The 19,478-nt window shown below is 64.8% G+C and carries 19 protein-coding genes; all 19 read left to right on the forward strand.

Features of this window, described 5'->3' with window-relative positions:
- The first annotated feature begins 2 nt into the window (after nucleotides 1-2).
- The 19 genes from gspE (at nucleotide 3) to HNQ52_RS11210 (ending at nucleotide 19,466) form a co-directional block, all read left to right on the forward strand.
- Complete coding sequence (gene gspE, locus HNQ52_RS11120) at nucleotides 3-1,709, forward strand: type II secretion system ATPase GspE (protein ID WP_183961611.1); 1,707 nt, start codon at nucleotides 3-5, stop codon at nucleotides 1,707-1,709.
- Between the two features lie 122 nt (nucleotides 1,710-1,831).
- Complete coding sequence (gene gspF, locus HNQ52_RS11125) at nucleotides 1,832-3,043, forward strand: type II secretion system inner membrane protein GspF (protein ID WP_183961243.1); 1,212 nt, start codon at nucleotides 1,832-1,834, stop codon at nucleotides 3,041-3,043.
- Between the two features lie 4 nt (nucleotides 3,044-3,047).
- On the forward strand, nucleotides 3,048-3,485 hold the full coding sequence (gspG, locus tag HNQ52_RS11130; RefSeq protein WP_183961245.1) for a type II secretion system major pseudopilin GspG: 438 nt from the start codon (nucleotides 3,048-3,050) through the stop codon (nucleotides 3,483-3,485).
- 29 nt (nucleotides 3,486-3,514) lie between these two features.
- Entirely contained in the window at nucleotides 3,515-3,970 is a 456-nt protein-coding gene (locus HNQ52_RS11135) for a GspH/FimT family pseudopilin (protein ID WP_183961247.1), read from the forward strand.
- 32 nt (nucleotides 3,971-4,002) lie between these two features.
- Nucleotides 4,003-4,455: a type IV pilus modification PilV family protein gene (locus HNQ52_RS11140; protein WP_183961248.1), complete on the forward strand. Its 453-nt coding sequence runs from the start codon at nucleotides 4,003-4,005 to the stop codon at nucleotides 4,453-4,455.
- 2 nt (nucleotides 4,456-4,457) lie between these two features.
- Nucleotides 4,458-5,165, forward strand: a complete 708-nt coding sequence (locus tag HNQ52_RS11145) for a prepilin-type N-terminal cleavage/methylation domain-containing protein (protein WP_183961250.1) — start codon at nucleotides 4,458-4,460, stop codon at nucleotides 5,163-5,165.
- Entirely contained in the window at nucleotides 5,162-6,067 is a 906-nt protein-coding gene (locus tag HNQ52_RS11150) for a type II secretion system minor pseudopilin (protein ID WP_183961252.1), read from the forward strand. Before HNQ52_RS11145 ends, HNQ52_RS11150 begins: the two co-directional genes overlap by 4 nt.
- 6 nt (nucleotides 6,068-6,073) lie before the next feature.
- Complete coding sequence (locus HNQ52_RS11155; RefSeq protein ID WP_183961254.1) at nucleotides 6,074-7,210, forward strand: PilN domain-containing protein; 1,137 nt, start codon at nucleotides 6,074-6,076, stop codon at nucleotides 7,208-7,210.
- A complete protein-coding gene (gene gspM, locus HNQ52_RS11160) occupies nucleotides 7,207-7,824 on the forward strand; it encodes a type II secretion system protein GspM (protein WP_183961255.1) in 618 nt (205 codons plus the stop codon). The genes HNQ52_RS11155 and gspM overlap by 4 nt, the downstream gene beginning before the upstream one ends.
- Nucleotides 7,821-8,537, forward strand: a complete 717-nt coding sequence (locus HNQ52_RS11165) for a hypothetical protein (RefSeq protein ID WP_183961257.1) — start codon at nucleotides 7,821-7,823, stop codon at nucleotides 8,535-8,537. Before gspM ends, HNQ52_RS11165 begins: the two co-directional genes overlap by 4 nt.
- A gap of 89 nt (nucleotides 8,538-8,626) precedes the next feature.
- Nucleotides 8,627-10,900: a type II secretion system secretin GspD gene (gene gspD / locus HNQ52_RS11170; RefSeq protein ID WP_246387806.1), complete on the forward strand. Its 2,274-nt coding sequence runs from the start codon at nucleotides 8,627-8,629 to the stop codon at nucleotides 10,898-10,900.
- A gap of 119 nt (nucleotides 10,901-11,019) precedes the next feature.
- A complete protein-coding gene (locus tag HNQ52_RS11175; protein ID WP_183961261.1) occupies nucleotides 11,020-11,379 on the forward strand; it encodes a hypothetical protein in 360 nt (119 codons plus the stop codon).
- Between the two features lie 175 nt (nucleotides 11,380-11,554).
- Nucleotides 11,555-13,258: a hypothetical protein gene (locus HNQ52_RS11180; protein ID WP_183961262.1), complete on the forward strand. Its 1,704-nt coding sequence runs from the start codon at nucleotides 11,555-11,557 to the stop codon at nucleotides 13,256-13,258.
- Between the two features lie 292 nt (nucleotides 13,259-13,550).
- Entirely contained in the window at nucleotides 13,551-14,672 is a 1,122-nt protein-coding gene (locus HNQ52_RS11185) for a hypothetical protein (protein ID WP_183961263.1), read from the forward strand.
- Between the two features lie 8 nt (nucleotides 14,673-14,680).
- Nucleotides 14,681-15,700, forward strand: a complete 1,020-nt coding sequence (locus HNQ52_RS11190) for a peptidylprolyl isomerase (protein WP_183961264.1) — start codon at nucleotides 14,681-14,683, stop codon at nucleotides 15,698-15,700.
- A gap of 55 nt (nucleotides 15,701-15,755) precedes the next feature.
- The gene (locus tag HNQ52_RS11195) at nucleotides 15,756-16,541 is read left to right on the forward strand and encodes an ABC transporter permease (RefSeq protein WP_183961265.1); all 786 of its coding nucleotides are present in this window, start codon (nucleotides 15,756-15,758) and stop codon (nucleotides 16,539-16,541) included.
- Nucleotides 16,538-17,731, forward strand: coding sequence for an ABC transporter ATP-binding protein (locus tag HNQ52_RS11200; protein ID WP_183961266.1), 1,194 nt, complete (start codon nucleotides 16,538-16,540; stop codon nucleotides 17,729-17,731). The genes HNQ52_RS11195 and HNQ52_RS11200 overlap by 4 nt, the downstream gene beginning before the upstream one ends.
- Before the next feature lie 8 nt (nucleotides 17,732-17,739).
- Nucleotides 17,740-18,591, forward strand: a complete 852-nt coding sequence (locus HNQ52_RS11205) for a glycosyltransferase family 2 protein (protein WP_183961267.1) — start codon at nucleotides 17,740-17,742, stop codon at nucleotides 18,589-18,591.
- Complete coding sequence (locus tag HNQ52_RS11210; protein ID WP_183961268.1) at nucleotides 18,591-19,466, forward strand: class I SAM-dependent methyltransferase; 876 nt, start codon at nucleotides 18,591-18,593, stop codon at nucleotides 19,464-19,466. Before HNQ52_RS11205 ends, HNQ52_RS11210 begins: the two co-directional genes overlap by 1 nt.
- Nucleotides 19,467-19,478: the final 12 nt, after the last annotated feature.

Here is a 19,478-nt window from a genome sequence, read left to right on the forward strand (position 1 = left end):
AGATGCCGGCCCACGACGCGCCGGACGCGCTCGAAGACCGCATCAGCAAGCAGTTGCTGGCGCGTGGCCGGCTGAAGGAGGCCGATTACGGCCGCGCGCGCCGCCTGCACGAGGAGTCGGGCGGCGGCAGCCTCATCGCGCTGATGACGCGCATCGGCCTTGTGTCCGAGCGCGACGTGGCCGAGGCCAGCGCCGAGGTGTTCGACCTGCCGCTGCTGTCGTCGAAGGATTTTCCCGAATCGCCGCCGAACATCACGCTGTCGCCGCGCTTCATGAAGCAGCACCACATCTGCCCGATCGCCGAAACCGACACCGCGGTCGAGCTCGTCATCGCCGATCCGCAGGACACCTATCCGATGGCCGCGGTGGAGATGGCCATCGGCAAGCCGGTGACGGCGAAGATCGGCATCCGTTCGGAAATCGACGACCTGATCGAGCGCTATTTCGGCTCCGGCCGCTCGGCGATGGGCACCATCGTCGAGAACCTCAACGAAGGCGATGCGCGCAGCGAGGACGACGTCGAGCACCTGCGCGACCTCGCGTCCGAGGCGCCCGTCATCCGCCTCGTGAACCTCATCATCCAGCGCGCGGTGGAAGCGCGCTCGTCCGACATCCACGTCGAACCCTTCGAGAACCGGCTGAAGGTGCGTTACCGCATCGACGGCGTGCTGGAAGAAGCCGAATCGCCGCCGGGCAACCTCACCGCCGCCGTGATCAGCCGCATCAAGATCATGGCGAAGTTGAACATCGCCGAACGCCGCCTGCCGCAGGACGGCCGCATCATGCTGCGCGTGCAGGGCAAGGAGCTGGATCTTCGCGTCAGCACCGTGCCGACCGCGCACGGCGAGTCGGTGGTGATGCGTATCCTCGACCGCGAATCGGTGGTGTTCGACTTCAAGAAACTCGGCTTCACCGACCAGTTCCTGCAGAGCTTCATCGACGTGCTCGAACTGCCGCACGGCATCATGCTCGTCACCGGCCCGACCGGTTCGGGCAAGACGACCACGCTGTACACGGCGCTGTCCCAGCTCAACACGCCCGACGTGAAGATCATCACGGTCGAGGATCCGGTCGAATACCAGATCGACGGCATCAACCAGATCCAGGCCAAGCCGCAGATCGGGCTCGACTTCAGCCACGCGCTGCGCTCGATCGTGCGACAGGATCCCGACATCATCATGATCGGCGAAATGCGCGATCTGGAAACCGCGAAGATCGCGATCCAGTCCGCGCTGACCGGCCATCTGGTGCTGTCCACCCTGCACACCAACAATTCCGCCGGCGCCGTGACGCGTCTGCTCGACATGGGCGTGGACGATTACCTGCTCACGTCCACCGTCAACGGGATCCTCGCGCAGCGCCTCGTGCGCCAGCTCGAACCCACGCACGCGGAAAAATACGAGGCGATGCCCGAGGTGATCGAGGAATACGGCCTGCGCCGCTTCCAGCCCGAGGGCACGATCTACCTCTATCGTCCGAAGCCGTCGCCGATCACGCCCACGGGCTACATCGGACGCACCACCATCATGGAGTTCCTTGTCGTCTCCGAACCCATCCGCCGACTCATCATGCAGCATGCCGGCATGGGCGAAATCGAGGAGGCCGCGCGCAAGGAAGGCATGCGCACCATGTACGAGGACGGGCTGGTGAAGGCCCTGCAGGGCATCACCACGATCGAGGAAGTCCTGCGCGTGACGCAGGAGAATTGACGATGCAGCCAAGATTCGTGATTCGTGATTCGGGATTCGCAGAAGCGCGTCGACGTTTCGGTGGGCCCGTGCGCGCTGTTCCGAATCACGAATCACGAATCACGAATCTCGGCGCCTGACGCATGGCCCTGTTCCGCTACAAGGCCCTGAGCCCGGCCGGTGAAGCGCTCGACGGCGTGATGGAGGCCGCATCCGCCGACGAGGTGATCGCCAAGCTGCAGGATGCCGGCAACATTCCGATCAACGCGAAGCCGGCCGATGCCGACGGCGGCGGGCTGAAGGCGGTGTTCAAGCGCGCCGAAATGGGCGGCGCGCAGGTGCTGCAATTCACCCAGCAGCTCTCGACCCTGCTCGGTGCGGGCCAGGCGCTGGACCGCGCGCTGCAGATCCTGCTCGATCTGCCGGAGTCCGCGGCGGCGCGCAAGGTCATCGACCGCATCCGCGAATCGGTGCGCGGCGGCACACCGCTGTCGCAGGCGCTCGAGCAACAGCATGGAGTATTCTCGCGCCTGTACGTGAACATGGTGCGCGCGGGCGAAGTCGGCGGCTCGCTGCACGACACCCTCCGACGGCTCGCCGAGTACCTCGAACGCAGCAAGGCGTTGCGCGAAAGCGTGATCAATGCGCTGATCTATCCGTCGATCCTCGTGCTGATGGTGTTCGGCGCCCTGCTGCTGCTGCTCGGTTACGTCGTTCCGCAGTTCCTGCCGCTGTTCGAGGACATGGACGTCGAGCTGCCGCTGCTGACAAAAATCGTGCTCACCGCCGGCAACTTCGTCAGCGGCTACTGGTGGCTGATCATCGTGGGCCTGGTGGCCGGCGCCATCGCGTTCCGGCGCATGCTGCGCGAACCGGAGCGGCGGCTGCGCTTCGACGGCTGGGTCCTGCGCCGCGGCCTCGTCGGCGGGCTGATCGCGCGGCTGGAGACCGCGCGCCTGGCCCGCACGCTGGGAACTTTGGTGCACAACGGCGTTCCATTGCTCACCGCGCTGTCGATCGCCCGCAACGTGATGGGCAATCTGGCCATGTCCGAGGCGATCGACGTGGCCACCAACGACGTCAAGACCGGCGGCGGCCTTGCGCCGGCCTTGGCAAAGAGCAAACTCTTCCCGCGCCTGGCGCTGCAGATGGTGGCGGTGGGCGAGGAGTCCGGCGAACTGGACGGCATGCTCACGAAGGTGGCCGACACCTTCGACGTGGAAGTCAAGAACACGGTCGAACGCCTGCTGGCCGCGCTGGTGCCGGTGGTGACGATCTTCATGGCGGTGGTGGTCGCGCTCATCATGATGGCGATCCTGATCCCGATTTTCGAACTGACCAATGCAGTGGGGTAATGAAATGAACAACGCATCCCGTCTCCGGCGCCAGGTCGCGGCGCGCGCCCAGGCCGGCTTCTCGCTGATCGAAATCCTCATCGTCGTGGCGCTGATCGCGCTGATCGCCGGCATGGTGGCCAACCAGGTGTTCGGCGGCCAGGACCGCGCCAAGGTCAAGATGGCGGTGAGCCAGCTGGCATCGCTGTCGGGCAAGATCGAGCAGTACGAGATGGACACCGGCTCGCTGCCGAACAACATCAACGACCTGGTGCGCGAGTCCGGCAGCACCAAGGGCTGGCTCGGTCCGTATTCGAAGGAATCCGAACTCAAGGATCCGTGGAACACGCCGATCGAGATGCGCGTGCCGGGCGAGAACGCGCCGTTCGCGCTGATCAGCCTCGGCGCGGATCGCAAGTCGGGCGGCACCGGCGTCGACGCCGACATCAACAGCAACGATTGATCCGATCCCGCGCGCCGCACGCAGGGTCCATGCCGATGCGGCGCGCGCGCGGCTTCACGCTGATCGAGATCCTCGCGGTGGTCGCGCTGATCGCGCTCGCCGTGACCTTGGTCGCGGTTTCGGTGGGCGACGGGCTCACCGGCGCCAAGGTGCGCGCCGCGAGCCGCGATCTCGCGGCCGCGCTGCGCTACACGCGCGGCCAGGCCATCGTGAAGCGCGAGCAGAAGACCCTGAGCGTGGATGTCGACGGCCGTCGCTATCGCGCGGCGGACCGCTCCTGGGTCGAGCTGCCCAAGGACATGGACATCAAGCTCTTCACCGCGCGCTCGGAGCTCGAAGAAGAGGGCGTGGGCCGCATCCGGTTCTTTCCCGACGGCGCCTCCACCGGTGGCCACATCGACCTCATCCGCGGCGAAGCGGTGTGGCGTGTCGACGTGAACTGGCTCACCGGCGAGATCCGCATCATCGAAGACGACAGCCCGTGAACTCGCCGCGCGTCGCCGCGGTCAGACCGCCCATGCCGCCGCATCCCGCCATCGCCACGCAATTCCACGGCGGCGCGGCGCGCGGTTCCGGGCGGCAATCGGGCTTCACCCTCATCGAAATCGTCGTCGCGTTCTCCATCCTTGCCGTCGGCCTCGGCATCGCGATGCAGATCGCCACCGGCGCGATGCGCCAGTCGCGCAGTGCCTCCGACTACACCGAGGCGGCGTTGTATGCGCAGTCGCTGCTCGACAACGTCGGCGTCGGCGAACGCCTCGAAGAAAGCGAAGACTCCGGCGAATTCGACGAGCGTTTCAGCTGGAGCCTGCGGTCCGAGCCGTACGAGATCCAGACCGACTCGCCGCTCGAGCCGGGCATCGCGCCGGTGGAGCTCTACCGCCTCGAACTGGTCGTGCGCTGGCAGCGCGGACGCGGCGAGCAGGAAGCGCGCTTCGTCACGCTGCGCGCTCTGACACCGGACCTGTGACCATGCGCAGTCCCCGCCAGCGCGGCTTCACCCTGCTCGAGATCCTCATCGCGATGACGCTGCTGGCGATGCTGATGGGCCTGGCGGTTGCCACGCTGCGTGCCGCCGTCAGCGCAACGCGCAGCGGCGAGAGGCTCATCACGCGCACCAACGAAACCCGCACCGTGCACGAATTCCTGCGCCGGCAGCTGTCGCACGCGATGGCGCTGCCGTTCGAGCGGCTGGAGGACAGCGGGGAGAACCGCATGTTCGTCGCCGATGGCGAAAGCATGCGCTTCGTCGCGCCGATGCCCGGGCATCTGTCGCGCGGCGGTCCGCACGTGCAGTGGCTGGCGCTGGGGTCCGACGCCAACGGCACCACGCTCGAGTTCGATCACGCGCAGCTCAACGGCTACGACCCCGAGGACCCGAAAGCCGGCAACGAACGCCCGCCGGTGCTGCTGCTCGACGGCATGCGCGATGCGCGCTTCGAATACCGCACGCTCGACGAGAACGGCGAACTCACCGACTGGTCCGATGTCTGGGAAGACCCGCAGCGCCTGCCGATCATGGTGCGGCTCGTGGCCGAGTTCGACCCGGACGACAATCGTGTGTGGCCGACGCTCGAGATCCCGGTGCTGGCCGGCACCGCCGTGCCCGCGATGTTCGGCGGCGGCCTGCGCAACCGGGGCCAGCCGCAACCGGGCACCGGCGGGGACGGCCGGCAATGAGCGCACGGCCGGACCAGGCGCCGCAGCGCGGCGTCGCCTTCATCGTGGTGCTCTGGTTGCTGGCGCTGCTCACGATCCTGCTCGGCAGCTTTGCACTGGTGGCGCGCTCCGAGGGCATGCAAGCGCGCCATCTGTTCGACTCCACGCACGCGCGCTACGCGGCCGAGGCGGGCGTGAACTGGGCGGTGTACCAGATGGCCATCGCCGATCCGATGCTGCGCTGGCTGCCGGACGGCCGCGCCTACGACATCGAATTCGAGGATGCGGCGATCGCGATCGAGATCACCGACGAATCGGGCCTGATCGATCTCAACGTCGCCGACATCCAGACCCTCAACAACCTGCTGATGGGCGCCGGCGTCGAGATGGACGTGGCCGCGGCCATCGCCGATGCAATCCAGGACTGGCGCGACACCGACGACCTGATCTCGCCCAACGGCGCCGAGGACGGCGACTACGAGGCCGCCGGTTTCACCTACGGCGCCAAGGACGGCCTGTTCGACACCGTGTCGGAGCTGCAACAGGTGATGGGCGTGACGCCGGAGATCTACGAGCGGGTTTCGCCCGCGCTGACGATCTATTCGGGCCAGTCCTCGCCCAATCTCGCGTTCGCCCCCTACGAGGTGATTCTCGCGATTCCGGGCATGACGCCCGAGCTTGCGCAGCAGATCATCGACCAGCGCCATGCCTGGGATCCGGCCCTGGGCGGACCGCCCCCGGTGATGCCCGACGGGACCCCGCTCGTGGCGCAGGGGGGCACCGGCACGTATAGTATTCGATCCCGCGCCACCCTCCCCAATGGCGCGTGGACGGAGCTCGACACCACGGTGCGCCTCGGCGGCGCCGGCGTGTCGGGCCTTGCCTACACCGTTCTGCGTTGGCAGGACGGGGAAAACCTCTGATCCCAGATGCCTGCCTTCGACTTCCTCTCACAACCGCTGAGTCGCCTGAGAGCGCGCTACGTCCAGAGCCCGGTTCCGCGCTTCCTGCGCTGGTGGGGCGGGGAACTGCGCGCCTGTCTGCCCGAGCGCTGGCGGCAGCAGTTCGTGGTGGAAGAGTCGGTCCTGCTGCTGCGGCGCGACGGTGACAGCGTGCTGCTCGAACGCCAGCGCGGGACGCGCGTCGCGGAGCTGGGGCGGTTCGACCTGGTGCCGGCGGACGCCTTGCCCGCCGCGATCGACGGGGCTCTCGCCGACAACGATCGCAATCTGCGCCGCATCCTGCTGCTGCCCGGCCAGATCGTCCTGCGTCGCCTCCTGACGCTGCCGGCTGCCGTGCAGGAAAACCTGCGCACCGTGCTGGGCTTCGAGCTCGACCGGCAAACGCCGTTCAAGCCCGAGCAGGTGAACTTCGACAGCCGCGTGCTCCCGCACGACCCGGCGGCCAAACAGATTCCGGTGGAACTGGCGCTGGTCACGCGCGAGCGCATGCAGGCCGCGCTGACCGAGATCGACGGACTCGCGGGCACACTGAGCGGCGTGGACGCCGTCGACACCAGCGGCCGGCGCATGGGCTTCAACTTCCTGCCGGCCGACCAGCGCATCGGGCGCCGGAACACCTGGCTGCTGATCATGTTCGGCCTGGCCGCGGCGAGCGTGCTGTTCCTGCTGATTGCGCTGGCACGCATCACCGACAACCGCGCGGCGGCTGTCGAGCGGCTGACCGCGGAGGTGGAGGCGCAGCGCGAGGAGGCGCGCAAGGTCACGCGCCTGCGCGACGAACTCGAAAGCGCCGCCAGCGGCGCGAACTTCCTCGCGATCGAGAAGGAACGCCAGCCCTCCACCCTGCTGCTGCTCGACGAACTCACCCGCCTGCTGCCCGACGACACCTTCCTCGAACGCCTCAGCGTCAGCCGCGGCGAACTGAGCATCAACGGACAAAGCGGACAGGCGCCCAAGCTCGTGGAACTGCTGCAGGCCTCCAAGCTGTTGCGTTCGCCCTCGCTCAGCGGCCCGATCCAGCCCGACGCCCGCAGCGGCAAGGACCGCTTCAACATCACCGCGCGCTACGGCCCGGATCCCGACGCCACGGAGGGCGCCGAATGAAGCTGCTTCCGGACGCGAAGCACGGACGGCCGCTCGCCGTCATCCTGCTTCTGATCGCCCTGCTGCTGATCTACTTCGTCGGCGTGCACTGGTGGTTCGTCGCGCCGCAGCTGCAGTACCGGCGCGACCTGATCGACCTGCGCGACGAGGAAGCCCGCTTCCGCGCCATCGCCCAGCAGCGCGCGCAGATCGAGGCGCGCCTGGAGGAAGTGCGCGCGTTCGAAGCCGGCAACCCCGGATTTCTCGCCGAAGCCAATTTCGACCTCGCAGCGTCCGCGCTGACCCAGCGCCTGCAGGAAAAAGTGAACGAAGTGGGCGCGGGCGATCGCTGCTCCCTCGTCAGCCGCACACCCTCGCGCAACAACAACGAGGAACCGTTCGAGCGCGTCACCGTGAAGGTGCGCATGCGCTGCGAAATGGAATATTTCAGCCAGGTCCTGCACGGTCTCGAAAGCGGCAGCCCGCAGCTGTTCGTGTCCGATCTCACGGTCACCGGACGGCGTGGCACGCCCTCGGTGGCGCGCGGCAACGCGCAGCAGGCGGCGCAAGCCGGCTATCTCGACCTGGCGTTCGATCTGTACGGCTACCTGCGCAAACCCGGGGGCGCGAAATGACGCTCACCCCGAACCAGCGCCTGCCCACGTATCTGCTGGCCGCGTTCGCGGGCTGGTGCCTGATGGTGGCGATCGCCGCGTTCGCGGGCCTGGGCTCGCGCTACGGCCTGCACCCGGACGATGCCTCGCGCGTGCCGCCGCTGCCGCAGGTGGACCTGTCACGCGCGCGCAGCCCGCTCGAACCCATCGACGCCTACGCCGTGATCGGCGAGCGCCCGTTGTTCAATGCCGACCGGCGTCCGCTCCCGCCGCCGGCCAGCGACGCGCCCGTGGAAGACGCGGCGCCGCCGCCCGCGCCGCTGGACGTGGTGCTGACCAGCGTCGTCATGAGCGGCGAATTCAAGGTGGCCATCGTGCTCGACAATAAGGGCCAGCGCACCCAGTCGGTGCGCGTGGGATCGTCGCTCGAGGGCGACCAGGCCGGATGGAAGCTGGTGGAACTGGCGCCGCGAAAGGCGGTCTTCGAAGGCCCCACCGGACGCAGCGAGCTCGATCTGCGCGTGTTCGACGGCACCGGTGGCCAGCCGCCCACCGCGCTCGCCACGCCGCCCGGCCAACCCAAGCCGGAGGATGCGTCCGCCCAGCCCGCCGCAGCCCCCGAAGGCGAAGCGCAGACGCCGGAATCCCGCGCCGAACTGATCCGCAAGCGAATCGAAGAACGTAGACGACAGATGCGCGAAGAAGCCGAACGCGCAAACAAAGAGCAGGAATGAGCATGCGCAACAGCCCCGACCTCCATCGCCACGCCGCCGCAGGCGCCGCCACTCCGGCCCGCCTGCAGGCGCATCTCGCGTTCTTCTCGATGGCAGCGCTCGTCATCCTCGCCGGCTGTGCCACCGTGCCCGACGCCGAAGTGCCGCTGCGCGCCTACGATCCCAACCCACCGCAGGCGCAGGTGGTTACGCCGATGCCGGCGGTCGAGCAGCCGTCCGAAGAGGACTATGTCGCGAGCGAGGACGACCCGCTGCGGTCGGTGCGCATGGGCAGCGGCAGGTTCATCAACGAAGAGGCCGCCAGGCGCCCGCCCGCCAGCGCCGGCGCCGCGGGCGATGCCGAGGCCACGTTCAATTTCGAGGGCGAATCGTTGTTTGCCGTCGTCAAGACCCTGCTCGGCGACTTCCTCCAGCAGAACTACGTCATCGCGCCGGGGGTGCAGGGCACCGTCACCTTCTCCACGGCCAAGCCGCTGCGCCGCGAGCAGGTCATCTCCGTGCTGGAAATGCTGCTGCGCTGGAACAACGCCACGATGGTCTGGCAGGACGGCCGCTACACCATCCTGCCGGTGGCGCAGGCGCTGCCCGGCAACCTCAGCCCGCGCATCGGCCCCCCGCAGAACATCCGCGGCTACGAAGTGCGTGCCGTGCCGCTGCAATACATCTCCGCAGTGGAGATGGAAAAGCTGCTCAAGCCCTACGCCAAGCCCGAAGGCATCGTCAGCATCGACCCGGCGCGCAACATGCTGGTGCTCGCCGGCTCGCGCGCGGAGATCGAGAACTACCTGCAGACCATCGCCGTGTTCGACGTCGACTGGCTGTCGGGCATGTCGGTGGGCGTCTTCCCGCTGCAACAGGCCGAAGCCGCCAAGACCGTCACCGAGCTCGAAAAGATCTTCGGCGAAGGCAGCAACACCCCGCTTGCCGGCATGTTCCGCTTCATGCCGCTTGAAGGCATCAACGGCGTGCTCGTGATCACCCCGCAGCCGAAGTACCTCGCGACCATCGAGGAGTGGATGGAGCGCTTCGACATCGGTGGCGGTCAGGCGGGCCAGCGGCTCTACGTCTATGACGTCAAGAACGTCAAGGCGATCGATCTGGCCGGCACGCTTGCCGATGTCTTCGATACCGGGCAGACGATCACGCCGCGCGAGACGTCATCCGGGGTCGCGCCGGGGCTCGAATCCGTCGAAATTCGTTCCGTCGGTGCGGATGGCAGCACCACGCCCCCGTCGCGAGCAACGCAGGACAGCGCTCAGCGGAGCAATGACCGGAACCGGAACGCTCGTGGTTCCGATCAAGCAGGCGGTGGCGCTGCGGGTGGGCCGGTTGTCGACAACAGTGGCGGCATCGCATTGGCTGCCACCGACGAAGTTCGGGTGTCTGCGGTCGAGGAAAGCAACGCCTTGCTGGTTCTTGCGACTTCAGGTCAGTGGGAATCGATTCGCCGCGTGATCGAGCGACTCGACACCATTCCGCTCCAGGTGCATATCGAGGCCAAGATCCTGCAGGTCAATCTCAACAACTCTCTCAAGTACGGTGTCCAGTGGTACTTCGAGAACGCGATCGGTGCGTCGACGGGTGGCGGTGGCGATGATGATGGCGGCGACGACACGCCGGCGCTCGACCCCAGCCTGCGCGACATCGCTGCGAATCGTCATATCTGGGGCGATATCTCCGGGACGGTGGGCAGTTCGGGGCTGGGATGGACGTTCCTTGGTCCCAACCTGGCGGCAGTCATCAATGCGCTCGACACCGTCTCGACGGTTCAAGTGCTGTCTGCGCCATCCCTGGTGGTACTCAACAACAAGTCGGCGTCGATCAATGTCGGCACCCAGATCCCGGTCAACAGTTCCTTCATCAACACCGGTGGTATCGGCACCGACCCGAACACCGGCGTCGGACAGTCGACCTATGTCCAGTTCCGCGATACCGGCATCACGCTCAACGTGACGCCGCGGGTGAACCCGGGCGGTCTAGTCTTCATGGAGATCGATCAGACCGACAGCACCCCGGGCGCCGCGGTCGAGGGGCAGTCCAACGTTCCCGTCGATCAGCGCAAGATCAAGACCGAGATCGCGGTGCAGAGCGGGGAAACCGTTCTGCTGGGTGGATTGATCAAGCAGACCGACAGCAAGGGGTCGTCTGGCGTACCGTTCCTGCAACGGATCCCCGTTCTCGGCGCACTGTTCGGGACCAAGGACACTTCGTCGGCGCGTCAGGAACTGCTTGTCGTCCTCACTCCGACCGTGATCCGCAACGGCGAAGACGCCAAACGCCTCACCGAGGAATACACGCGTCAGTTCCGCGGCCTGGAGCCGTTGCGCGTGAAGGTCGACAACAACTCGGATCAACAACAGTGAGAAGCCCCATGAAATTTGCGATGCGATCGTTGCTCGGTGCGTGTGTCCTTGCGCTTGTCGGCTGCGCCGGAACCGGGTCAAGTCCGTCAAAGGGCGGCGGCGGGGCTACGGAGGATCCGATGCAACGGGCGCTGGAGCGTTGGAGCCTTCTGATCAAGCACGAGGCGGGGGCTGCTTGGGAGTACCTGTCTCCAGGCTACCGCGAGGTGCACCCCAAGGATGTGTATGCCGAGGAGATGTCCCGGCGCCCGGTTCGCTGGACGAAAGTCGAGCCGTATCAGACGGCTCCGGACGAGGAAGGAATCGGTGCGGTTCAGTGCAACGAGGAGGGCACCGTCTGCGACCTGAGACTCCGGGTCTACTTCAAGATCCGCTCCCATCTGACCAGTGTTGGTCTTATCGACAACTTCAGTGTCGTCAAGGAGAGCTGGATCAAGGTCAAGGGACGTTGGTACCTGGTTCCTCAGGACGCGAGCTGACGGCAGAAGGCCCTCAGGAAGGCGTCTCCAGCGGGGATTGCACGCCCCGGGCGGGTTATGGCAGACTGCGTGCGCTGTTGCCTAACCTCGCCCATGAAAGGCGGGTGAAAACCGCTACGGCGGAGTGGGGTTAGCCGTAAGCAAAAAGCCCTGTGGTTTGATTAGGAGTGTTGTGATGAAAAAGAGTTCTCTGACCACGTCCGTGGTCGCCGGCCTCGCCGGCGTCGCCGGTCTCGTGAATGTCTCGAGCGCCCTGAACGTCAATCCCGACGGTCTCGGCCAGGTTCTGATCTACCCGTACTACACCGTCAACGGCCAGAATTCGACGCTCGTCTCGATCGTGAACACGACCGATGATGTCAAGGCAGTCAAGGTCCGCTTCCTCGAAGGCCGCAACTCGCAGGAAGTCCTCGACTTCAACCTGTACCTGTCGCCGTTCGATGTCTGGACTGGTCTTGTCACCGATCCGCAGGGCGACGACACCGGTCGTGCGATCCTGCGCAGCTTCGATACCAGCTGCATCGCGCCGATCACGGTCTACAACGCGATCCGCACCGAGGCGGGTCAGAACTTCCTTGACTACCAGTACGCTGGTACCAACAAGGACGGCGGCCCGTACCATCTCGAGCGCACCCGTGAAGGTCATATCGAAATGATCGAAATGGGTCGCGTGGTGGATGACGGCGACGTGTCGGAAAGCGATGGCACCTCCGTCAGCGCGATCGACGTGCTCGGCGGCAATCCGGCGCCGTTCGCCGGTTCGACTCTCGCGTCGTTTGCGACGCACGACGATGGCGTTCCGGTGAACTGCGCGGCGGTCGCTCGTGCATGGGATGCCGGTGGCCAGTGGCGCTCCAATGCCAACCTCGACATCGATACGCCGAACGGCGGTCTCTTTGGTGGTGGTCAGATCATCGACACCAGCAACGGCACCAATTTGTCGTACAACGCCGATGCCATCGAAGGTTTCTTCGTGTCCGAAAGCCGTGCGAACCTGCACGCGTTCCCGGGCTCGGTGGATCCGTCCCTGGCATTTGCGCAGTCGTCGGACGGCGGTGAAGCCACTGCGGTCATCTTCGACAACGGCACGCTGTACCAGTTCACGTTCACCGGCGCGGATGCCGGCCGCAACGCTGTCTCGGCTGTGTTCATGCACAACGAGATCTACAACGAATACGTCACCAATGACGGCATCGGCGCGCAGTCGGAGTGGGTGATCACGTTCCCGACGAAGCGTCTGCACATCGAAGAACTCCTGCCGTCGCGTCTGCCGTTCCGTGAGATCTACCGCGGTGACAACGTGCCGCCGTACGCCAACCTTGCCGGCGCGTGCGAGCCTATCGATGTCGAATTCTTCGACCGCGAAGAGAACACGTCGGGCTTCATCCCGGACAGCGTGCTGCCGTCGCCCCCGCCGCCGAACGTCGAAGCGCCTGGTCTGAACCTCTGCTTCGAGGCTCAGGTCATCACCTTCAACCAGGTGACGGCCGGTGAAGTGCTCACGGGCAACGATCCGTCGGGCATCCTCGGCTCGTTCTTCCCGCGCAACATCAACCTGTGCCAGACTTATGCGCCGGACGATTCCTGCGCGGACGACAGCGTCTACACGGAAGGCTGGCTGCGCATGGTGCTGGGCGATCCGGCCCTGAACTTCATGTTCACGGATGCCGTGTCGGCCGATCCGGCTGAGCCGAACATCCTGGTCGGCCTGCCGGCGACTGGTTTCTGGGCGGCGAACTACGTGAACTCCGACGCTGAGCCGGGTCTGCTGGCGAACTACTCGGGTATCCACAAGCATCGTGCCGATCGCCTGACTGTCGCAGGCTCGGTGGATGGCGATACGCTGACCTACACCGTCTTCGGTGGTTCCGGCGAATAAAGCAGCTTAACGACGAATTGACGATTCTCGTCATTCGCTGTTGAAGGAGGGCCCCGCAAGGGGCCCTCCTTTTTGATGGGCGGCACCTATTCGACGACGCGCGGGGCTAATTTCGTAACCCACGTTGTAGGCATTGCAGCCGTCTCCAGCCACAATGTACGGCGGACGCCTCGTCGGCGCAGACGCGCCGGGGCGTTGCAAAATTGCCGGTTTGACCGGAGCTCCGTACGCGTCGACAATGGCAATGCAGGTCTTCCGGACCAGGACTTTTTTGAATTTCAGGAGTGAAACCATGTTCCGTAGCCGACCGCATGTAGCCGCGATGGCTCCCTTGTTGTTCTCGATCATGCTTGCATCGCCTGGCATGTCAGGTGCGCAGACGACCTCCCTGCAGTTCACCAATACGGATCTTGAGCCCATCAAGCTTCTGAACGGCACGACGGTCGGTATCGACGGGAACGGCAATCTCTCGGCGCAGTGCGTACTCGATGGAACCGTTTGCGAAGGTCTCAGCAATGCCGTGGCTGGTCCTGTGCCAGCAGTGTCCCTGACCCGGACCGGCACTGGCAACATCAACACGGGCAGTACTCTCACACTGAACTGGACCGTACAGCCCGCTGCTGACATCTGCGTTGCTTCTTCGTCGCCGGCCGTTCCAGGCTGGAACAATACGGTCGTGTCGGCCGCGGGGGGTTCGGCGAATCTCTCGATGAGCACCAACGGAACCTTTGCGCTGTCCCTGAAGTGCTACAACGAATTCGGCGTCAGCAATCTGGCGAATGTGTCGGTCACGGTCGTGGGGCTTCCCGACGTGAACCAAATTCCGGCGTGTACGGATCAGGCGCTTGTCTCGACCGGTCGTGTACAGCCGACCGGCTTCACGGGCCACCTCGTGCAGTGGAGCCAGTTCTTCTACGGGCAGCAGTTTCCGCATGGCCCGTCCCATCTTTCACCGAACGGTGCGTTCACCTTGAAGTCGCTCGCTCCGTCGACGAACGGTCCGATGATGAACGCAAGGTACTTGACGATTCCGTTCCAGCCGTCCGCCAATTCGTCTTACTCGGTTTCCTGGCTCGGCGTCCAGCCGGTATTCGTTCAGAACGTCGTGAGCTATTTGTCGCCGCGCGTGGCTCAGAACGTCTTCGTGTCCATCAGCCCGTGCGCTGGAGACCTTCGAGCACCCAGCCAGTTTGGTGATGCCAGCCTCAAATTGTGTCGCGCTCAACTGAACAGTGGTAGCCTCAAGTTCGGTACAACCGGCGCCGTTGGACAATGCGCCCTGTCTCCGGGCCAGCAGTATTTCTTGAACGTTGCCTTCGTGGACACGACCGTCAGTGGCGCTCTGTCGACGACGACCACCACGTGTGTTGCGTCCGCCGGGAACCGGTGCGAAGCGAACTTCAACGGAAACTGACAGGGATGATGAGTACTCGAGGCAAGATTGCGCTCGCAGGAAGCAAGCGCAGCCTGTATGCGTTCTTTGTGCTGTGCGGTTTTACAGTGCACCCATCATGGGGCGCGGATGTAGATCGCGTACTGCAAGGCGACGGTGCCGTTGTCGCTTCCCGTGGGGGTGTCAGCCTCACCCTCGCGGAGATCGATGCACGTATCATGGAGCTGCCCGCGCAACTGCGGGCAGAGTACCTGAATAGCCCAACGCGTATCGAGGAGACTGTCAGCGCACTACTGCTCGAAAAGCAGTTGGCTGCCAAAGCGGTCGACTTGGGCGCGTACGGCGATCCGTACCTCGAGCTTCAAATCGAGCAAGCCAAGAATCGCTTCCTCGCTGCGCGAGCTAGAAAGCTGAACGAGGAGCAGCTTGCACTGCCTGAATTCGACGCCCTGGCAGAGGAAGAATACTTGGCGCATCCGGAGAAGTATTCCACGCCCGAAACTCTGGATCTTACGCACATACTCATCACGACGACAGGTCGCTCCAAGGAAGATGCGATGCGGATTGCGGAAGAGGTTCGCGATCTCGCCAAAAAGGGCGATGTCGACTTTTCCTCTCTCGTCCAGAGTTACACGGATGAGGTCCGCAATGGGGAGAAGTCTTCCGGGGTTCTGAGTAAAGTCACGCGCGGAGTGATGGAGCCCGAGTTTGAAAATGCCGCGTTCGCTCTGAAGCAGGCGGGGGAAATTTCCGGTGTCGTCGAGACCCGATACGGGTACCACGTGATCAAGCTCGACTCGCGCGCCCCGGCCGTCAAGGCGCCTTTCGACCAGGTCAAGGGAAAGATTATCGAAGATCTGCGTAAAGCATATATCGAGAGAAATAAGTCTGGCCTATCGGACAACCTGCGCAGCCTCAAGATCGAAGCGAATCCCGAGCTCGTTGCTTCGCTGCGCTCCCGATATAGCCCGGACGGGCCCAAAGGAGCGCCCGTCGAGCGTGATCGTGACACCGGCAAGGCCGGGGACAAGCAGACGGACCAACGTTGATGTCAGGCGCAACGCGAGGGCAGAGCTCAAAAGCCGAGTGATCCGAGACGGTATGATGCCGGACAAATTGCGCTGGCGGCGAAGTGTTTCTTTGTGCCGCCTGTTTGTCGTGCAGGATCTTCGCTCGCGCTTTGAAGGGAGCATCCTGGGCGTTGCATGGACGCTTGTCTCGCCCCTGACGCAACTCGCTGTGTTCTACGTCGTTTTTCTGCATATCTTCAAGGCTCGCGTGCCTGGCTTAGCTCCGGACGCATATCTTGCCTTTCTCGCGCTTGGCTTCTGGCCCTGGTTTGCATTTTCAGAAAGTGTGGTGCGGGCGACAACCACGCTGCAGGATCATGCAGCCCTTGCGGCAAAGGTCGCGCTGCCAAAAACAGTGCTTGTGTTCTCCCGCGTACTGTCGTGCTTCATACTGCACGGGATCGGATTCGTCGCGGTTCTTGTCGTCATTGGTGTTGCAAGCCCCCTGCTGGAATGGCGCCTGCTGCCCGTTGCGGTCGTCGCATGGGTTCCATTATTTGCAATCGCCGTGGGCATCGGTCTGTTGACGGCGTCGGTGCAGGTATTTGTCCGCGATCTTGGCCAGGGCATAGGGCCTGCGATGTCGCTCTGGTTCTTCCTCACCCCAGTAATTTATTCGGCCGACATGGGGCCTCCTGCCCTGCAAGCCGCTCTTTACTGGAATCCGATCGCCAGCGTCGTGGAGGCGCAGAGGCTACTGCTTTTCCCGGATGCGTCCCTGCCAGGCTGGCAAGTCCTCGCACTTTCCACGATTTTTTTCCCATCCGCGGGGATCTGGATATTTCGACGCCTTGAGCCTTGGTTCGAGGACTATGCGTGACCAGTCCGTTGCTACTCTCGGTCAATGGCCTCGGGAAGTCCTACCCGGCAGGTTCAAGCGGAGTTTCTCGTCTCAGCGCGCTCGGACGAGCGCTCCTTGGGCGCGACGTGCCCCGCATGCCGGCGCTTCGCGACGTCTCGTTCGAGGTCAGGCGTGGCGAGTCCCTGGCGATAATTGGCGAAAACGGGGCTGGAAAATCTACGCTGCTGAAACTGCTTTGCGGTGTGCTGCATCCATCAAGCGGCAATATACGCCGCGCTGGAACGGTCGGGGCGCTACTCGAGCTAGGTGCGGGTTTCAATCCCGAGCAGACCGGTCGGGAAAACATCGTCGTGGCGGCGGCGCTGATGGGTTGGAGCGAAGCCGAAATAGGTCAGCGCCGTGCAGAAATAGAAGAGTTTGCGGACATAGGCCGCTATCTCGATGAGCCGGTGAAGCACTATTCCTCGGGTATGGTGGTTCGCTTGGGTTTCGCGGTGGTCGCGGCGATCAGTCCCGATCTGCTGATCACCGATGAGGTGCTTGCCGTTGGTGACGAATCGTTCCAGAAAAAATGTGTACGCTGGATGGAAGGGTATATCGAGAGTGGTGGAACGCTTCTCCTCGTCTCACACTCGATGTATCACGTACAAAAGCTGTGCAGTCATGCCCTTTGGATCAAGGACGGGCGGCCTGAGAGTTACGGCGACGTATTCGACGTCACGCAGGATTATCTTGCCTATCATGAGCGTAAAGTGGCAGCCCGTCTCGGGTCAGAAATCGATTCCGCCTACGTTGGCAGCGAGTATCGGTTGACCCGCGTGTTGCTCGACGGCGGCGAAAGCGAGCTGCCTCGCATGCTGGCATCCGGAGCATGCCTTTGTATCGAAGCGCAAATCTATTGCCCGGACGACAGGATCCCGCAACTCGGTATCGGCCTGCTCAGAGCGGATGGTACGGCCGTCTTCGGAACGACGTCCGAAATCGACGGGGCCCGAGCCTATCGATCCGACGCACGGCACGTAACATACAAGATCGACCTGCAGCACATGCCGCTGCTGCCCGGCAGCTACACGCTGAAGCTGCACGCGCTCGATCCGGAGGGCGTGCGGCTGTTCGACACGGTGGAGCGCGGCTTCATCGTGCGCGGCGCGACGCGCGAACTCGGCATGCTGAACCTCGCGCGGCGCTGGCACGCGCCCGACGCCTGAGCAGGGCGATGTTGCCGATCGTCGTGGTGCCCATTTTCGGTGCGTCCGACGTGCTCGATGCCTGCCTTGCGAGCCTGCTGCGCACGCTGCCGCAGGATGCCCGCGTGCTGCTGTGCGACGACGCGTCGCCGCAGCCGGAAATTGCGCCGATGCTGCACGCGTTCGCGCGGCAGGCGGCGTTCGAGGTGCACATCGAACGCCGTGCGGTGAACCTCGGCTTCATCGGCAACGTCAACCGCGCGTTTGCACGCACCGCCGGAAGCGATGTCGTGCTGCTGAATTCCGACACCATTGCCACGCCCGGCTGGCTGCAGGCACTTGTCGCCTGCGCCGAGACCGACCCGCGGGTCGCTACCGCAACGCCGTGGTCGAACAACGCGGAGATCTGTTCGTTCCCCGACTTCTGCCGTGCCGGCCCGGTGCCGGACGATGCCGATGCGATCGCGCGCGCGGCGGCCGACGAGGATGCGCCCGCGTATCCCGATCTGCCCACCGGGGTCGGATTCTGCATGTACGTACGCCGCGCCGCGCTCGATCGCGTGGGCGACTTCGATGCAGCCACGTTCGGCCGCGGTTACGGCGAGGAGAACGACTTCTGCCTGCGTGTTGCAGCGCACGGCTGGCGCAACGTGCTGTGCGACACGGCGTACGTGGTGCATCGCGGCGGGGCGTCCTTCGGCAGCGAGGGTCACCGTCCCGGTGGCGAGAACCTCGCGCGGCTGACGGCGCGTTATCCGGAGTACAATCGCCTGGTCGCGGAGTTCATCCTGCGCGATCCCCTCAAACCCCTGCGCGACCGACTTGCCGCCCGCATCGATGCGCAGCGTCCGCAGTCCGCACAGCGCGACCTCTTCGCCTGATGTCCGATACGAACCCCAGCGTCCTCGAATTCACCGGCGAGCGTTTCACGCCCGAATGCGTGCGCGAGATCTGGTACGAGCATTGGCACCGCTACGCGTTCGCGTTGCCGCTCGCACGCGGCCGGCGCGTGCTCGACGCCGCGTGCGGGGAAGGCTACGGCAGCGCGCTGCTGGCCGGCGAGGCGGCGTCGGTGCTCGGTGTGGACATCTCCGACACCACGGTGGCGCACGCACGGGCACGCTACGGCACGCGCGAGCGCGTGCACTTCGCGCAGGGCGACTGCACCGCACTCGACGCATTGCCGGATGCCGGGTTCGACCTCATCGTCAGCTTCGAGACGCTGGAACACCTGCACGACCACGAACGCATGCTCGACGGATTCGCGCGTCTGCTCGCCGACGATGGCATCCTGCTCATCTCCACGCCCGACAAGCGCACCTACACCGATCTCTCCGGCGCCACCAACGAGCACCACGTGCGCGAGTTGTACCGCGACGAATTCGAGTCGCTGCTGAGCGTGCGTTTTCCCCACCATCGCCTGTTCGGACAGAAGCTGCTGTTCGCTTCGGTGCTGTGGGACGAGCGGCGGACGGATACATGGGCCGCCACCACCATGTCGGCGGACGCATCGGCCGCCGCGGACGGTCTGCGCTACGCTCCGCTCTATTACGTGGCCGCGTGTGCCCGCACCGCGCAGGCGCTCGACGCGCTGCCGTCGCTGTCGCTGTTCGGCGACGCGGCGCAGTCGGTGTACAGCCACTACGATCACGAGATCCGCAAGAACATCGCGGCCGGGCATCGGATCGCGGAGCTCGAGCAACAGCTGGAAGCCGAACGCGCGCGCCGACTGGCGCTGGAACAGCAGCGCGTCTAGCACGAGGACGTT

Source organism: Chiayiivirga flava, from assembly GCF_014202825.1.
Classification (GTDB): Bacteria; Pseudomonadota; Gammaproteobacteria; order Xanthomonadales; family Xanthomonadaceae; genus Chiayiivirga; species Chiayiivirga flava.